Annotated in this window: 16 protein-coding genes; 9 read left to right on the top strand and 7 right to left on the bottom strand. The window is 39.2% G+C overall.

All coding sequences use genetic code 11. From position 1 onward, the window contains the following. Nucleotides 1-131: 131 nt before the first annotated feature. Complete coding sequence (gshB, locus tag ABN236_RS04215; RefSeq protein ID WP_349473441.1) at nucleotides 132-1,088, bottom strand: glutathione synthase; 957 nt, start codon at nucleotides 1,086-1,088, stop codon at nucleotides 132-134. 10 nt (nucleotides 1,089-1,098) lie between these two features. Further along, nucleotides 1,099-1,830 carry a 16S rRNA (uracil(1498)-N(3))-methyltransferase gene (gene rsmE, locus ABN236_RS04210; protein ID WP_311755401.1) on the bottom strand — a complete coding sequence of 244 codons (732 nt, stop codon included), beginning with the start codon at nucleotides 1,828-1,830 and terminating at the stop codon, nucleotides 1,099-1,101. A gap of 251 nt (nucleotides 1,831-2,081) precedes the next feature. Here rsmE and ABN236_RS04205 point away from each other — a divergent pair, with 251 nt between their 5' ends. Next, the gene (locus ABN236_RS04205) at nucleotides 2,082-2,735 is read left to right on the top strand and encodes a prepilin peptidase (RefSeq protein WP_349473440.1); all 654 of its coding nucleotides are present in this window, start codon (nucleotides 2,082-2,084) and stop codon (nucleotides 2,733-2,735) included. A gap of 123 nt (nucleotides 2,736-2,858) precedes the next feature. Here ABN236_RS04205 and ABN236_RS04200 read toward each other — a convergent pair whose 3' ends face one another. Both ABN236_RS04200 and ABN236_RS04195 read right to left on the bottom strand, forming a co-directional pair. Continuing rightward, on the bottom strand, nucleotides 2,859-3,527 hold the full coding sequence (locus ABN236_RS04200) for a DsbA family protein (protein ID WP_088493512.1): 669 nt from the start codon (nucleotides 3,525-3,527) through the stop codon (nucleotides 2,859-2,861). Continuing rightward, nucleotides 3,515-4,387, bottom strand: coding sequence for an MBL fold metallo-hydrolase (locus tag ABN236_RS04195; RefSeq protein WP_349473439.1), 873 nt, complete (start codon nucleotides 4,385-4,387; stop codon nucleotides 3,515-3,517). The genes ABN236_RS04200 and ABN236_RS04195 overlap by 13 nt, the downstream gene beginning before the upstream one ends. Before the next feature lie 105 nt (nucleotides 4,388-4,492). Between ABN236_RS04195 and ABN236_RS04190 the strand changes: the two genes are divergently transcribed. Beyond that, entirely contained in the window at nucleotides 4,493-5,413 is a 921-nt protein-coding gene (locus ABN236_RS04190) for a LysR family transcriptional regulator (RefSeq protein WP_349473438.1), read from the top strand. Here the strand turns inward: ABN236_RS04190 and ABN236_RS04185 are convergent. Beyond that, on the bottom strand, nucleotides 5,390-6,316 hold the full coding sequence (locus ABN236_RS04185) for a LysR family transcriptional regulator (RefSeq protein ID WP_349473437.1): 927 nt from the start codon (nucleotides 6,314-6,316) through the stop codon (nucleotides 5,390-5,392). The genes ABN236_RS04190 and ABN236_RS04185 overlap by 24 nt on opposite strands. A gap of 112 nt (nucleotides 6,317-6,428) precedes the next feature. Here ABN236_RS04185 and lysA point away from each other — a divergent pair, with 112 nt between their 5' ends. Continuing rightward, complete coding sequence (lysA, locus tag ABN236_RS04180; RefSeq protein WP_349473436.1) at nucleotides 6,429-7,670, top strand: diaminopimelate decarboxylase; 1,242 nt, start codon at nucleotides 6,429-6,431, stop codon at nucleotides 7,668-7,670. Between the two features lie 109 nt (nucleotides 7,671-7,779). On the opposite strand, the gene fadE is transcribed toward lysA, so the two are convergent. Further along, nucleotides 7,780-10,227 (bottom strand): acyl-CoA dehydrogenase FadE, encoded by a 2,448-nt coding sequence (gene fadE / locus ABN236_RS04175; protein ID WP_349473435.1) that lies wholly within the window; start codon nucleotides 10,225-10,227, stop codon nucleotides 7,780-7,782. 238 nt (nucleotides 10,228-10,465) lie between these two features. Between fadE and lpcA the strand changes: the two genes are divergently transcribed. Further along, the gene (gene lpcA / locus ABN236_RS04170; RefSeq protein WP_006534804.1) at nucleotides 10,466-11,044 is read left to right on the top strand and encodes a D-sedoheptulose 7-phosphate isomerase; all 579 of its coding nucleotides are present in this window, start codon (nucleotides 10,466-10,468) and stop codon (nucleotides 11,042-11,044) included. Nucleotides 11,045-11,097: 53 nt separating this feature from the next. Then, nucleotides 11,098-11,865 (top strand): class II glutamine amidotransferase, encoded by a 768-nt coding sequence (locus ABN236_RS04165; RefSeq protein WP_075672373.1) that lies wholly within the window; start codon nucleotides 11,098-11,100, stop codon nucleotides 11,863-11,865. Here the strand turns inward: ABN236_RS04165 and ABN236_RS04160 are convergent. Further along, nucleotides 11,836-12,603, bottom strand: a complete 768-nt coding sequence (locus ABN236_RS04160) for a L,D-transpeptidase family protein (RefSeq protein WP_349473434.1) — start codon at nucleotides 12,601-12,603, stop codon at nucleotides 11,836-11,838. The genes ABN236_RS04165 and ABN236_RS04160 overlap by 30 nt on opposite strands. 415 nt (nucleotides 12,604-13,018) lie before the next feature. On the opposite strand from ABN236_RS04160, the gene ABN236_RS04155 reads away from it, so the two are divergent. Genes ABN236_RS04155 through ABN236_RS04140 form a run of 4 tightly spaced genes read left to right on the top strand, consistent with a single transcriptional unit; the run spans nucleotide 13,019 to nucleotide 17,004 of the window. Continuing rightward, nucleotides 13,019-14,359 (top strand): Na(+)-translocating NADH-quinone reductase subunit A, encoded by a 1,341-nt coding sequence (locus ABN236_RS04155; protein ID WP_349473433.1) that lies wholly within the window; start codon nucleotides 13,019-13,021, stop codon nucleotides 14,357-14,359. Nucleotides 14,360-14,362: 3 nt separating this feature from the next. Then, nucleotides 14,363-15,601, top strand: coding sequence for an NADH:ubiquinone reductase (Na(+)-transporting) subunit B (locus tag ABN236_RS04150; RefSeq protein ID WP_088493505.1), 1,239 nt, complete (start codon nucleotides 14,363-14,365; stop codon nucleotides 15,599-15,601). Continuing rightward, complete coding sequence (locus ABN236_RS04145) at nucleotides 15,594-16,382, top strand: Na(+)-translocating NADH-quinone reductase subunit C (protein WP_349473432.1); 789 nt, start codon at nucleotides 15,594-15,596, stop codon at nucleotides 16,380-16,382. Before ABN236_RS04150 ends, ABN236_RS04145 begins: the two co-directional genes overlap by 8 nt. Then, a complete protein-coding gene (locus tag ABN236_RS04140; RefSeq protein WP_088493503.1) occupies nucleotides 16,375-17,004 on the top strand; it encodes an NADH:ubiquinone reductase (Na(+)-transporting) subunit D in 630 nt (209 codons plus the stop codon). The genes ABN236_RS04145 and ABN236_RS04140 overlap by 8 nt, the downstream gene beginning before the upstream one ends. Nucleotides 17,005-17,009 lie beyond the last annotated feature (5 nt).

Below are 17,009 nucleotides of genomic sequence, written 5' to 3'. Positions count from 1 at the left end.
TGTTCCCTGATCATTTTTATTAAAAAACCTAGCCCTTTTATACATTGTATTTCTTAATGTATACCGCTTATTGATTAATATGTGGGGGCTAGGTTCATACTTTTAAACCCTTTAATCTCAGTGTCTAAAAGTTAGTTTTTCTTGTTTAAGCGTACTTCAATTGCATCCATTAACATGCCTGTAATAGAAACATCAGGATAAGCCGCTTCAATTTCACGCGCACATGTTGGACTTGTGACGTTAATTTCAGTCAAGCGATCGCCAATAACATCTAATCCAACAAAAATAAGACCTTTTTGTTTAAGGATAGGTGCAACTTGATGCGCAATAGCCCAATCACTTTCTGTTAATGGGCGAGCTTCACCACGACCACCAGCGGCTAAGTTGCCTCGAGTTTCACCTTTTGCAGGAATTCGCGCTAAGCAATAAGGAACAGGTTCACCATCGACAACTAGAATGCGCTTATCACCATCGACAATTTCAGGTAGGAAATTTTGTGCCATACAGAAACGATGACCGTGATCTGTGAGTGTTTCAATAATAACACCTACGTTAGGATCGTCTTTTTTCAAGCGGAAGATTGATGCTCCACCCATGCCATCTAATGGTTTGAAAATGACATCACCGTGTTTTTCATGAAAAGCACGTAAATGCTTAGCTTCACGAGTCACTAAGGTGTCTGGTGTTAATGTTGGGAACCATGCAGTAAAGAGTTTTTCATTACAGTCACGTAAGCTTTGTGGCTTATTAACTATCAGTGTTCCCATATCTTCAGCGCGTTCTAAAATATAGGTTGCGTAAATAAATTCGGTATCAAAAGGCGGATCTTTACGCATTAAGATGGTATCAAGTTCACCTAAAGCAATATCTTGCTCTTTGCCAAACTCAAACCATTTTTCTGGGTTTTCTTCTACGCTGAGTAAACGAGTGTGAGCGCGTGCTTCACCTTGGTGTAGGTAAAGGTCGTTCATCTCCATATAATGAATTTCCCAGCCACGACGTTGCGCTTCTAATAACATGGCAAAGCTGGTGTCTTTTTTGATTTTGATGGATGAAATTGGGTCCATCACAATACCTAATTTAATCATTACTTCTCCTTTATCCCAGATCGCCGAACCGAACCTGCAAAGCGGTGATTGCGGTGAGCGCTGTTGTTTCAGTTCTTAATACACGAGGACCTAATAAAATATCAGTAAAATGGTGCTCTGCTGTCATGGCGATTTCTTCAGGGGAAAGTCCACCTTCAGGGCCAATCAATAAGCGCACTTTTTTAACAGGTAAGGGTAAGGTATTAATACTTTGGTTAGCCCTAGGATGTAAATTGAGTTTTAAACTACCATCATCTTGAGCACACCATTCGTCTAATGACATCACTGGCATTAATTGTGGGATGCTATTTCTGCCACATTGTTCACATGCCGAGATAATAATTTTTTGCCATTGCTGATGTTTTTTCTCTAAACGGCTAGGGTCAAGTTTAACACCACAGCGTTCTGAGATCAGTGGAGTGATCGTATTAACACCTAACTCAACTGATTTTTGAATAGTAAACTCCATTTTCTCGCCTCGTGAAAGCACTTGTCCTAAATGGAGGTCGAGAGGGGATTCTTTATCATCAACAATGCCTTCATTGATTTGCACAGTGACTGACTTTTTTGTGCTTTCTATGATTTCAGCATCAAATACCTGATTTGAACCATCAAACAGTGCTAGTTTTTGCCCCGTAGACATTCTTAATACACGCCCAACATGATTAGATGCTTCTTCATCTAATGCTGTTTGAGTACCCGCTGTGAGTGGTTCTGGATGATAAATGCGAGGAATACGCATAACGTGAAACCCTTACGTAAAAGATGGTTAACCGTGATAAATAAAATATGTGATATGCATCATACGCATGACATTATGGCATGCAAGTTATCACTTTGCTTTTGTCGTTATTATAGCGTGGATCTTATTGCGTGTTTTGTCGCAAAATTTCATGTTTTCATTGTCATTCTAAAGAAAAATCTCGGCATTAAATGGAGCCTCTTATACAGTTGCTTAACAAGGATAACGATGTATCTAAGGAGTAGATATTTATGCCATTAAGCCGTTCTTGTTTTATAAAAACACCTTTGTTTTCTTTTTTGACTGATTTTTTTGTTTTTATTAAGTTTTGCCTACCTTTTCCATTATTATTTTTGTTACCTAAAACTCGACGGAAACAACTTACACTGAGTTACATTATCGTTTGTTTATACTGGTTTTTTTCAATTAACTCATTTTCTTTATTGATAATACTTTCAGTATTAAGCTTTTATTTATTGATGCTCTCTTTCTTTGATGCTGATTATTTTCTTCTGCCTAATACGTTGACTTATTGGCTAATATTTTTAGGGTTATTGTGTAATTACACAGTATATGGATTAATATCTTTCAATCATGCTTTTTATGGTTTTTTAGGAGGTGTTGGACTTTTTTATAGCATCTATTTATGGGGATATTTTATTTGCCAAAAATGTGTTTTAGGTTTTGGTGATGTGAAATTATTTGGTGCTATTGGGGCATGGTGTGGATTTGAAAAATTACCGTATATTCTTTTGCTGGGCTCTTTTTTAGGGTTAAGTGTGTATTGTGCGGTATTAATAGCAACAAAAGACCATATCAAAAAAGTGGCATTTGGCTCTTGCCTTTCATTTTCAACATTGATGGTATTAGGTTTCAATTTTTTGCCTTACAGTTATTTCAACTAATTGACTTCAATTGTTTGATTTTAAAGAGATTTAAAGTTTCTAGATGTGTATAAAAAAGAAAATAATAAGAACCGAAATAAAGAAAACAGTGTGCGGAAATTAATCAGCACACTGAAAAGAAGATTATAGGTTTTCTTGTATAAATTGCTGCCAACGTTTTGTATCACCTAAATATTTTTCAACTGGTATCAGGTGGTAACCTTGGTTATCTTCAATAAATAAAGTCGGAAAACCGCGACCATTAACTTGGGACATTAATTGTTGTGTCTGGCTTAAATGTTGCTGAATTTGTGTTTCGCTAATTTCAGACAGTAAAGATGCAAACTGCTCAACATCAAAACCAAGTTTTTTCACAATAAATAGCAGAGTGTCTTTATCACTGATATTTAAGCCATCAAGGTAATAGGCTTCTTGCAATGCTTTTAGTAAATAAACATCTCGCTTTCCCATTATTTCAGCAACAAGAACGGCTGAAATAGGTAGCAGTGAGTTTAATACCATTTCAGTGTTACCAAGAGCGTCATGATATGCATGACTAAAAACTTGACCTGATAATTGACTAATACGCTCATCAATTGGCGTAACATGCTCTTTCCATGATTGACCACCCGTTACAGCTCTAGCTGGTGTAAACAATCCACCACCATGTAACTTAATGGAATTTGGAAACGTATTGCTTACCGCTTCAATCAGGGGAGCAATGCCGTAGCACCAACCACAAAGAGGATCATAAACATAGTGCAATATTTTAGTACCTTGGGTATTACCTGTATTGCTTGCTACTGAGGCCACTGCATCTCTCCTTTTAGTACTTTTGCACTAAGTTCTAGGCTTGATTTATCTGCTAAATTCTGATGATTTTTTTCCATTGCTGCAATAAATTCATCTGAATTTTTCGTTTTTTCAAGATTTTTCTCAGCCTCAGTTAGGTAATTCATTGTGAAGTCAACGGCTTGTAGATCATACGTTGCTTTTGGTAAATAGTGACCAGGAATAACGGTTTTTGGGGATAGCGATTTTATTTGCTGTAACGAACTAACCCAATGTTGGCGCTCTTCCACAGTTTGAGTATCGGCTAACCAAACATGAATATTTTCAGAGACTAAAACACCACCCATTACTGCATTAAGTTTTGGAACATAAAGGTATGTTCTATCTGGAGATTGCTCATCTAAGCCTTTGACTGAAATGGTTTCACCTTCTAGAGAAAAACTATCGCCTTTTAATACTTCAGGAATGATGATTTTCTGAGGGGCATTTTCTTTAAGTACAGGTCCCCAGTAGGCAAGTTTTCCTGCTTGAGTTTCGTTAATGGCTTTAATTGTGGGTGCTGTTGCAATCACTTTAGCATTTGGAAATGCATCAGTAATGACATCTAACCCAAAATAAAAGTCAGGATCAGAATGGCTGATATAGATATAAGTCAGATTTTTTCCAGAGGCTTTTATTTTATCAACCAATGCTTGAGCATCATTTTTTTGAAATTGTGCATCAATTAAAACGGCATCTTTATCGCCATAAATAATTTCAGAAGAAACAGGGAAAACACTCGCTTCTCCTGGGTTATATATATCTAATGTTAAATCAGTTGCTAATGCTGATGTTGCGAAGAATGCGGTAGTTGCAAGTGTTAAAGGAAGTAATTTTTTCATCTTTTGTTTTCTCCATAATGTTGTTGCTGACTATAATATGTTGCATAAAACAAGAGAAAAACCCTATTTTAGGCAATTGATTGTTGCGTAAATCGAGTAAATCAAATGGATAAAATAAAAGCATCAGAAGTGTTTGTAACCATTGTGAAGCAGGGGAGCATGATAAAAGCTGCTGATTATCTAGGTATGTCTAGAGCTATGGTGACGCGTTATTTAAATGAGATGGAAGAGTGGGCAGGAGTGCGCTTATTGCATAGAACAACACGCAAACAAAGCCTAACATCAGTAGGCGAAATGGTATATGAACAGAGTGTACAGCTATTAGAAATGGCCGAACGTATACCCGCTAATATTCCTAAAGAGCGTCATCAAATCAGTGGGCTTGTTCGTATTACCAGTTCACAATCATTAGCAAATAGTATTTTGTCAGTGGCAATATGTGAATTTATGCAGCGTTATCCTTTAATTGCGGTTGATTTGCAAATTACTAATCAAACCGTGAATTTGGTGGAAGAACGTATTGATATCGCATTGCGTATTACGAATCACCTTGAGCCTAACTTAATCGCACGCTCGCTCGCGACATGTCTTTCTGTGGTATGTGCTCATAAAGATTACTTAGCAAAAAAAGGTATACCTCAAACGCCAGATGAACTCGCTCAGCATCAATGTTTAACTTACCGATTTTTTGGTCGTAGCTTGTGGGAATTTAATTTAGGTGACGAACGTTATTCAGTACCTGTTGGGGGGAATTTAAGCGCAAATGAATCGGTTGTTTTATTGCAAGCTACGTTAAAAGAAGCTGGTATATCGCTACAACCTTATTACTCAGCCAAACCTTATATTGAAAGTGGTGAATTAGAACAAATTTTGTCTGACTATCAAGCTCAGCCGATGGGAATTTATGCGGTTTTAGCGAGCCGGCAAAATATGCCCGCAGCCGTTAGAGTATTGCTGGATTTCTTAGTAGAGTGGTTTTCATCATCACCTTATTGGCTTGCTTTATCGGGTAAAAGCTTGGGTTAGCCGTTTAGGATAATCTGATAATGTTTCTTTCATCACATCAATAAAATAGGTAACAAGTTGTGATGAAGGGCGATGTGATGGGGTAATTAAGCTGATGGTAAAAGGGATAGTAAAGCTTAAAGGACGAAGGCAAATAGACTTATCTAGGTAATCAAGTGCGGTAATAGGGTTAACAATTGAAATGCCGATATTCTCACTCACCATTGCACAAATAGAGGCGGCACTTTGCGTTTCCATCACTAACTGCCGTGCAATTCTATTTTTAATAAATACGGTATCAATTAATTGTCGGTAGCTATCATTGGCTGACAGGCTAATAAAACGTTCATTTTGAAAATCAGTAGGGTACAACAATGGTTTTTTACACAATGGATGTGACTTGGGTAAAACTGCAACTTCATTGAGTGTAAGCACAGTCTCTTGTTGAGTTCCTGCTGGTGTTTGTGTGTGTTCTACCAATCCTAAATCGTAATGTTGTGCGGATAACCACTCTTCTAATAAAGGGGATTCTTGAGGGACAATAGTTAAATTGACGTCAGGATATTTATCTAGAAATTGTCGGCAGATTGAAGGTAATAATGATTGAGCAAATGCGGGTAAGCAGGTGATATTCAATTCTGCTTGGTTAAAATGGCGAATATTTTCAGCAGCGTTAATTATTCTATCTAAACCATAATAAGAACGCTGTACTTCCTCAAAAAAGCGTAATCCTTCAGTTGTGGGCTGTAAGCGGCCTTTTATTCTATCAAATAATTTAAATGCTAATAGATGTTCAAGACGAGATAGCTCTCTACTGACAGTAGGTTGTGATGTTTTCAGTAACTCTGCGGCTTCAGTAAGGTTTTGAGTAGTCATCACTGCATGAAAAATTTCAATATGTCGCCAATTAAAAGGAGCTTTCATCTTGTATTCCTATATCACAGATGAATAGAGTGTAGCTTATTTGATATTTTTATTCCCTTGTAAGTTCATAAATAATGATTTTATTCACCAGTGACTTCTATGAGTAGATAACATGACAACATCAATAACTATGGCTCAATACCAATTAGCACAAACCTATGGAACGCCATTATGGATTTATCAAGGCGATACAATTTCTCAGCGTATTGCCCAGCTTAAATCTTTTGATGTAGTTCGATTTGCTCAAAAGGCGTGCTCCAATATTCATATTTTACGTTTAATGAAAGCACAGGGTGTCAAAGTTGACTCTGTTTCATTGGGGGAGATTGAACGCGCTTTAGTTGCCGGTTATCAAGGTGGCAGAGAAAAAAGTGAGATTGTCTTTACGGCTGATTTACTTGATGAAAGAACCATTGAACGTGTTGTTGAGTTAGATATTCCTGTTAATGCTGGCTCTATTGATATGCTCCGTCAATTAGGTGAGCGTAACCAAGGTCATGCAGTTTGGATAAGGGTTAACCCCGGATTTGGTCATGGGCATAGTCAAAAAACCAATACAGGTGGTGAAAACAGTAAGCATGGTATTTGGTATGAAGATGTGCCAGAAGCGTTAGCTGTGATCCAGCAATATAATCTAACTCTAGTTGGTTTTCATATGCATATTGGTTCGGGTGTTGACTATCAACATCTTGCTAGTGTCTGCGATGCAATGGTAGAGCAAGTGCTTACCTCTCAAGTTGATATTCAAGCGATTTCGGCAGGAGGCGGATTATCAACGCCTTATCAAGAAGGTGATGCAACGGTCGATTTGGATCACTATTTTTCTTTATGGGATAAAGCACGCCAACGTATTGCACAACACTTAGGGCATTCTGTTGAGTTAGAGATTGAGCCGGGACGTTTTTTAGTGGCTGAATCCGGTGTATTGATTTCACAAGTGAGAGCAGTTAAATCAATGGGAAGCCGTCATTATGTGCTGGTGGACGCTGGGTTTAGTGATTTAATGCGTCCTGCAATGTATGGCAGTTATCATCAGATTTCAGTTTTAGACAGTCATGGTCAAATAAAACCAATGATAGAATTACAAGAGACTATTGTGGCAGGTCCGTTGTGTGAATCGGGTGATGTTTTTACTCAGCAAGAGGGCGGTACGGTTGTTCCTCGTTTATTGCCTCAAGCACAGGTGGGCGATTATTTAGTGATCCATGATACGGGGGCGTATGGTGCGTCAATGTCATCAAATTATAATAGCCGACCACTTATTCCTGAAGTGTTGATAACAGAAGGCGTTCCTCAATTAATTCGTCGTCGCCAAACAATAGAAGAGTTATTAGCATTGGAGTTAGATCTCTAATTAATTTTTTGGTCTTAATAGTTTGTTCTTAATAAAAAAACACCTCATGACTAAAAGTGATGAGGTGTTTGTGTTCTATCAGGGGAAATATTTCCCTTTATCTCGATTGTTAGGCTGCTTTGTCTGTTTTGACTTTGTCAGCTTTCGGCTTTTTTGCTGGCACCGCCAATGCATCAAAGTCAAATTCATCAACATTGATACTCCGTAAGCGACTCTGTTCTGCTTTACGTAAGATATCAGCTTCTTCTTGAGTTACTCGTTTATCAGCCAGTGCTTTGTCCGCTAATTTATCTAATTGAGTAAAGTTAAATTTCTTCTCATAGAGACGACAAATACGGTCGAAAATAGGTTCAGCCGCTAAAATATCCAGCAGTGCTTCTTCCATTAAACCATGTGGATTATGCTCGCTTGGTGTTAAGTATTGACCTCTACCAATGCGATCACGGGTTTCAGACGGTTGTTGGATAAGTTGCGCCACTTTGCTATCTAATTTATCTGATGGTAATTTTTGAGCTTTACCCAGTGGGAAAATAATTGCTCGCATAGTGCCAGCAACAGCACGGCTTGGGAAATTGCGTAGCAGTTCGTCAATCGCATTTTCAGCTTGGTATAAACACTCTTTTACGCTCCAATGTACGAGAGGTAAATCGGCGGTATGGCGACCTTCATCTTCATAACGCTTAAGTGCGGCAGATGCGAGGAAGATATGACTTAATATATCACCCAAGCGTGCTGAAATACGCTCACGACGTTTTAAGCTTCCGCCTAAAACACCCATTGAAACATCAGATAACAGCGCCATATTGGCACTCAGACGGTTAATTTGTTGATAATAACGACGAGTTTCATCATTAGTTGGCGAATTACTTAATCGTCCATTGGTGATACCTAACCATAGACTGCGTAAGGTGTTACTTGCCACGTGACCGATATGACCAAATAAAGCACGGTCAAAATCGTGTAGATTGTTATCTCGTGCCGCTGCAATTTCATCTAATACATAAGGATGGCAACGGATAGCACCTTGACCATAAATGATCATGCTACGAGTTAAAATATTGGCACCTTCAACCGTGATGGCAATTGGAGAACCTTGATAAGAGCGTGCGACAAAGTTTGATGGCCCAAGGCTGATCCCTTTACCACCAACGATATCCATTGCATCAATAACGCCCCGTTGTGCTCGGTGAGTACAATGATATTTTACGATAGCGGATAATACGGCAGGTTTTTCTCCCAGCATAATACCCGTAGTAATTAAGGTTGCCGCCGAATCTAAAAGATAGGCGTTACCAGCCAGACGAGCTAATGGCTCTTCAATGCCTTCCATTTTACCAATTGGAATTTTGAACTGACGACGGACACGAGAATAAGCGCCTGTTGCCATAGCCACACTTTTTAATCCGCCAGTAGAGTTTGAAGGTAGAGTGATGCCTCGACCAACAGAGAGACATTCCACCAGCATTCTCCAGCCCTGACCTGCCATTTTTGGTCCACCAATGATGTAATCGATAGGAACAAAAACATCTTTACCGCGAGTCGGTCCATTCATAAATGGTACGTTCAGTGGGAAATGGCGATGACCGATTTCAACACCTTTGACATCAGTTGGAATTAACGCACAGGTAATGCCTGGGTTTTCGTCATCACTTAATAGATGGTCAGGATCGCGTAATTTAAATGCTAATCCTAATACGGTTGCGATAGGGGCAAGCGTGATATAGCGTTTATTCCATGTTAAACGAAGACCAAGTACTTGCTCGCCTTGCCATTCACCCATACAGACTATGCCACTGTCAGGAATAGCTCCTGCATCGGAGCCCGCTTCAGGGCTTGTTAATGCGAAACAAGGAATTTCATCGCCTTTGGCTAAACCGGGTAAATAGCGTTTTTTCTGTTCATCAGTACCGTAGTGTTGTAGCAGTTCGCCGGGACCTAAAGAATTAGGCACACCCACGGTGATGGCTAAAATACCAGATACTCCCGACAGTTTTTGCAATACGCGTGATTGAGCGTAGGCTGAAAACTCTAATCCGCCGTACTCTTTTTTAATGATCATCGCAAAGAAGCGATTATCTTTAAGGTATTGCCAAATTTCAGGAGGTAAATCAGCTAATTCATGTGTGATCTCAAAGTCGTTTGTCATACGGCAAACTTCTTCGACAGGTCCATCGAGGAAAGCTTGTTCTTCAGCTGTTAACTGTGGTTTAGGGTAATTATGAAGTTGTTTCCAATCGGGAGCACCACGGAAAAGCTCACCTTCCCACCATGTTGTACCTGCATCAATAGCTTCTTGTTCTGTTTTAGACATAGAAGGCATGACTTTTTGAAATGCTTTAAGTGCAGGTACTGAGATATAAGCTCTACGAATAGAAGGAATAGTAAAGGGTAATAAAACCAATGCAACGGGGAGGAGTAACCAGTAACTCCAAATATTGGCGATACCCATTACTAATGTATAAGCAATAAGTGCGAGGCTACTTACCGCAATACCGAATTTGCGATAACTAAGTACGCCAACAAGAACAATAAAAAGTACGATACTGAGTAGTGTCATAATAAACTCCTGTATTTAGCAAGAGATCAGAGGTCAGACCTGTTGTTTGTTATTTAGATCTAATCCAGTCACTAACTTTTATCAATATATTTACATTCTAATTACAATATAGCTCACAAATTATTCGTAAATGAGAGAAGTTAGCATTTGTCGATAATAGGTATCTTCTTTCATGACATTTAATCCGTTACACTGAGAAACAGAAAATTTCGATTACCCTTTCTGGAGTAAAAATCCTATGTACCAAGATCTTATCCGTGGTGAATTAACAGAAGCAGCAGATACACTCTCTCGCTTTCTTCAAGATGATGCAAATATTGAAGCTATCCAAAAAGCTGCGGTGTTATTAGCAGATTCTTTTAAAGCAGGCGGTAAAGTATTATCTTGCGGTAATGGTGGCTCTCATTGTGATGCAATGCATTTTGCAGAAGAGTTAACCGGACGCTATCGTGAAAATCGCCCTGGTTATCCTGCCATTGCTATTTCAGATGTAAGCCATATTTCATGTGTGAGTAATGATTTTGGCTATGAATATATCTTCTCTCGTTATGTTGAAGCAGTGGGTAAAGAAGGTGACGTTCTGCTGGGTATTTCAACCTCAGGCAATTCAGGCAATATCATCAAAGCAATTAGTGCTGCGCGTGAGAAAGGCATGAAAGTCATTACGTTAACGGGGAAAGATGGCGGAAAAATGGACGGTACAGCAGATATTGAAATTCGTGTACCTCATTTCGGTTACGCTGATCGTATTCAAGAAATTCATATCAAAGTTATCCATATTCTGATCCAATTAATTGAAAAAGAAATGGAAAAATAATTTGTTGATATTGCTATAAATTAGCAATAAACATCGACAAGAAGGAGTGAGCGATGTGTGAGTTGTTAGGCATGAGTGCAAATGTACCGACAGATATTAACTTCAGTCTAAGTGGCTTAATTCCTCGAGGTGGAAAGACAGGACCTCATAAAGATGGATGGGGAATTACTTTCTACGAAGGATTGGGATGTCGTACATTTAAAGATCCTCAAGCCAGCGCAATTTCACCAGTCGCTCGCTTTGTTCAAGAGTACCCGATTAAATCAGAGGCTGTGATCGCTCATATTCGCCAAGCGAATCGAGGTAATGTCTCTTTAGAAAATACCCATCCTTTCACCCGTGAATTATGGGGAAAAAACTGGACTTATGCGCATAATGGTCAACTGAAAGGTTATCAATCTCTTGAGACAGGGCGTTTTCGGGCGATAGGGCAGACAGATAGTGAAAAAGCTTTTTGCTGGATCTTAAATCAACTTGAAAATCGCTATAAACGAACTCCTGTGAATTGGCCTGCTGTATTTCGTTTTATCGCTATTTTAGCCTCTCAATTAAAGCAAAAAGGGGTCTTTAATATGCTGTTGTCGGACGGTCGATTTGTAATGGCATATTGTTCAACTAACTTACACTGGATCACGCGTAAGGCACCTTTTGGCAAAGCAAAATTGCTTGATCAAGATGTAGAAATTGATTTCCAGCAACACACACAATCAGATGATGTGGTTTCTGTTATTTCAACATTACCATTGACTGGAAATGAATCTTGGCAGCGTATTCCCGCTGGCGAGTTTGTCTTATTTGATCGTGGTGTGCGTATTCTGTAGCCATTTGCTTTCGCTATTTTGCGATAAGTTAAGGACAGGACTTACGCTATTAGATGAAGCCAACGTACTATTAACGGAATAACGCCCATTTTGAACGGTCACAGATGGAATTTGTTTGCGTTCTTCAACATATTGATAGGCAGGCATAAGCTGTTGCCAGAAATCTATATCTTTTGAGTACTGGTGTTTTTTCATATTTTCAGCGGTCATCTTAAATGGAAAAATATGAATATCAATCGTAGATTGACCTCCTTGTAGCGCTAATTCCGCATACTGATAAATTTCGTCCATCACCGAATCCGTCATTGCATAGCAACCAACCGATTTACATGCTCCGTGGATCATTAAAAAGTCGCCGGTGTATCCTTTTGATTTATCATATTGATTAGGAAATCCTAGGTTAATAGCTCGGTAAAATCGACTGTTCGGATTTAATTGCGAAAAGTTGACCTGATAAAAACCTTCCGGGCTTTTTAAATCACCTTGAAACTTTTTAGGACCAAGACCTCCAGAATAGCTACAAATAGGGTAAGTACGTACTTTTTCTAATTGCCCATCTAATTTTTCCGTATAAAGTTCAAGTAAGCTCTCTTCTTTAAAAATCTGAATATAGATAGGCTGACCTGTACTTTTTGTGACAGGTTTCATTAGAAATTTTGAACTGTTTTCAGCGTTAACTAATAAGGAAGTTAACATTAATGTTAAAAAACTGATTAGTAGTTTTGCGTGACTGGTCATGGTTTTATCAGAAAAATAGCTTAAAATTTGTTGATAAAGTAGATCGTAGATTGCTATGAAGCAATAAATTTGTAAATTAAAATCTGATATGGTTTCTTTTCTTTTACAAAATATTCTGTATGAAATTTAATCGCTCGTCGAAAAAGATGATATTTTAATTCGGTTTATACGAGTTGTTAACGTTTCAGTCAAAATAATATTCCCATTTGCTTGAGCTAAATCACTCGAATAGTCAGACAGGTTTAGGCTGAGATGATAAAATTCAGTTCGGCAGAATAAGAGAAAATAGTAACAATTATCGGAGATAAATAACTTAGGGTTCAAAAACACCTTAAGATGTTTTTATTACAGAGTCGCTACATTTTCGGGGTGAATTTGTAGCTTAGGGTTTAACTGATAAACTTGTGCAAATCTTATGATTAAAATTAAAAAAGGACTCGACCTCCCAATTGCAGGAGCGCCTGCCCAAGTGATAGAAGACGGACCCGCGATTCGACGCGTAGCATTGCTAGGCGAAGAATATGTCGGTATGCGTCCTTCTATGGTGGTTTCGGAAGGTGAGCATGTAAAGAAAGGGCAAATTCTTTTTGAAGATAAAAAGAATGCCGGTGTTGTTTTCACCAGCCCAGCTTGTGGTAAAGTCGTTGCAATTAACCGCGGCGAACGTCGTGTGTTCCAATCTATCGTTATCGAAATTGATGGCGACGAAGAAATTACCTTTAACCGTTATGATAGCTCAACGCTCTCAGACCTGACCCGCGAACAAGTTGAAACTAACCTTGTTAATTCGGGAATGTGGACTGCGTTAAGGACTCGTCCTTATAGCCGTACTCCGCATTTAGGCACAACACCTGTTGCCATTTTCGTCTCTGCAATGGATACAAATCCGCTTGCAGCAGATCCTATGGTTATTATTGAGCAAAATGAGAAGGCATTTAATGATGGCCTTGTTGTTTTAACTCGTTTAACCGAAGGGAAAGTCTATGTTTGTCATGGTGAAAAATCACCGACAAAATTAAATGACGGACAAATTAGCTATAACCAATTTGCAGGCCCACATCCAGCAGGATTAGTCGGTACGCATATCCATTTCTTAGAACCTGTTAGTACTAAGAAAATGGTTTGGCATTTAAATTATCAAGATGTTATTGCTATTGGTTATCTGTTTACAACAGGTTCTTTATATACAGAACGTGTTGTTGCATTAGCTGGCCCTCAAGTAAAAGCACCTCGTTTAGTGCGTACTCGTTTAGGGGCTGATCTCTATGAGTTAACTAAAGATCAATTAGTTGATGGTGAAAACCGCATTATTTCTGGCTCTGTATTATGGGGATGGAAATCTGATGAGGTTCATCACTATTTAGGTCGTTTCCATAACCAAGTTTCTGTATTACGTGAAGGTCGTGATAAAGAGTTATTTGGTTGGGGTATGCCGGGTAGCGATAAATTTTCTATCACTCGTACCACTATCGGTCACTTCTTAAAAAATAAACGCTTTGCATTCACAACCACTATGAATGGTGGCGAACGTTCAATGGTACCAATTGGTAACTATGAGCGTGTGATGCCGTTAGACATTATGGCAACGCATTTATTACGTGATTTAGTTGTAGGTGATACTGACAGTTCTCAAGCATTAGGTTGTTTGGAATTGGATGAAGAAGATTTGGGATTATGTACTTATGTTTGCCCAAGCAAATATGAGTATGGCCCAGCACTGCGCCAAGTATTGACCAAAATTGAGCAGGAAGGGTAACTCATGGGTTTGAAAAATTTATTTGAAAAAGTAGAGCACCATTTTGAGCCCGGTGGCAAATTAGCAAAATGGTACGTACTTTATGAGGCAGTGACCACGGTATTTTATACGCCAGGTACTGTCACGCGTAATGGCGGTCATGTTCGTGACACCATTGACCTAAAACGCATGATGATCTTAGTTTGGTTAGCCGTTTTCCCAGCAATGTTTTGGGGGATGTATAACGTAGGTCATCAAGCGATCCCTGCACTTAATCAGTTATATAGTGGTGCTGAATTACAGCAAATCATTGCTTCAGATTGGCACTATCGCCTTGCTGAATTCCTCGGCGCATCATTAACAACAGATGCGGGTTGGGCAAGTAAGATGCTACTTGGTGCAACTTACTTCTTACCTATTTATCTAGTTGTTTTTGCGGTTGGCGGATTTTGGGAAGTTCTTTTTGCCTTTATTCGTGGTCATGAAATTAACGAAGGCTTCTTTGTTACATCAATCTTATTTGCCTTAATCGTACCGCCAACATTACCACTTTGGCAGGCTGCATTAGGTATTACGTTTGGTGTTGTTATCGCGAAAGAAATCTTTGGTGGGACAGGGCGTAACTTCTTAAACCCAGCATTGGCAGGTCGTGCATTTCTGTTCTTTGCTTATCCGGCTCAAATTTCAGGTGATTTAGTTTGGACTGCGGCTGACGGTTTCTCTGGTGCAACACCATTGTCACAATGGTCTGTATCGGGTGAAAGTGCATTAGTAAATACCGTCACTCAACAACCTATCTCTTGGATGGATGCTTTCCTTGGATATATTCCAGGGTCGATCGGTGAAGTTTCAACACTGATGATTTTAATCGGTGGTGCTGTCATTCTTTTTGCTCGCATTGCTTCATGGCGTATTGTTGCTGGGGTAATGGTGGGCATGATTGCAATGTCATACCTATTTAATTTCATCGGTTCAGATACCAATCCTCTCTTCTCAATGCCTTGGCACTGGCACTTAGTATTAGGTGGTTTTGCTTTCGGTATGATGTTTATGGCAACAGATCCAGTATCCGCATCGTTTACTGATAAAGGTAAATGGGCTTACGGTATTTTGATTGGCGTAATGGCTGTGCTTATTCGTGTCGTCAATCCGGCTTACCCAGAAGGTATGATGCTGGCAATCTTATTCGCAAACTTATTTGCACCACTGTTCGATTACGTGGTTGTTCAGGCGAATATTAAGCGGAGAAAAGCTCGTGGCTAAAGAGAAAAACAAAGATAGCGTCGCAAGAACGTTCCTCGTTGTATTTATTCTATGTCTAGTGTGTTCCGTGGTAGTAGCAGGAGCGGCTGTTGGACTGAAGTCTAAACAAGAAGAGCAAAAACTTCTTGATAAACAACGTAATATTCTTGATGTTGCGGGTCTGCTCGTACCTAAAATGAGTGCTACAGATGTACTGAAAGTGTATGACACTCGTATTAAAGCAAAAATTGTTAATTTCCAGACAGGTGAACTGACTGATAGTAAAGGCAATTTTGATTTAAATACTGCATTACGTAGTGATGATACTTCCATTGCATTATCTCCAGCAGACGATGCAGCAAAAATTCGCCGACGTGCAAATACCGCAGAAGTGTATTTTGTTCTTGATGAACAAGGCAAAACTACAGAAGTCGTTCTACCTGTTTATGGTTCTGGCTTATGGTCTGTGATGTATGCATTTATTGCGGTTGATATTGATGGTGTGACTTCTAAAGGTATTACCTATTATGCTCATGGTGAAACGCCAGGCTTAGGTGGTGAAGTTGATAACCCTCAATGGAAAGCACAGTGGAAAGGTAAGCGCTTAATTAATGAAGAAGGCGTACCTGCAATTAAAATTGTGCGTAGCGGCGCAGCGGCTGGTAATCCTTATGGCATTGATGGACTTTCTGGTGCAACACTGACCTCAAATGGTATCCAGCATATGTTCGATTTCTGGTTAGGTGAAAAAGGTTTCGGCCCATTCCTGAAAAAAGTTCGTGAAGGAGAGATCAATGGCTGATACAAAAGAAATTAAACGAGTTTTACTTGGGCCATTGTTAGATAACAACCCGATTGCCTTACAGGTATTAGGTGTGTGTTCTGCATTGGCGGTAACAACAAAACTTGAAACCGCATTAGTGATGACAATAGCGGTAACTTTGGTTACTGCATTCTCAAGCTTCTTTATTTCACTAATTCGTAATTACATACCAAGTAGTGTTCGTATTATTGTTCAAATGGCGATTATTGCTTCATTAGTTATCGTTGTTGACCAAATACTACAAGCTTATGCGTATGAAATTTCTAAGCAACTATCTGTTTTCGTTGGTCTTATCATTACTAACTGTATTGTAATGGGTCGTGCTGAAGCTTATGCGATGAAAGCACCTCCTGTTGAAAGCTTTATGGATGGTATTGGTAACGGCTTAGGATACGGCGTTATCTTGATCCTTGTTGGTTTTTTACGTGAACTCTTTGGTTCTGGTAAATTATTCGGCATTACAGTAATGGAATCTGTCCAAAATGGTGGCTGGTATCAGCCAAACGGTTTATTCCTGTTAGCACCAAGTGCGTTCTTTATTATTGGCTTGCTAATTTGGGGATTACGTACATTAAAACCTGCACAGGTTGAAGAGGACTAATCGCC

The sequence above is a fragment of the Proteus sp. fly-1013 genome (assembly GCF_040140245.1).
In the GTDB taxonomy this organism is placed as follows: domain Bacteria; phylum Pseudomonadota; class Gammaproteobacteria; order Enterobacterales; family Enterobacteriaceae; genus Proteus; species Proteus mirabilis_B.
Note: the sequence above shows the minus strand (reverse complement) of the source record. Positions and strands in the feature narration are given on the sequence as shown.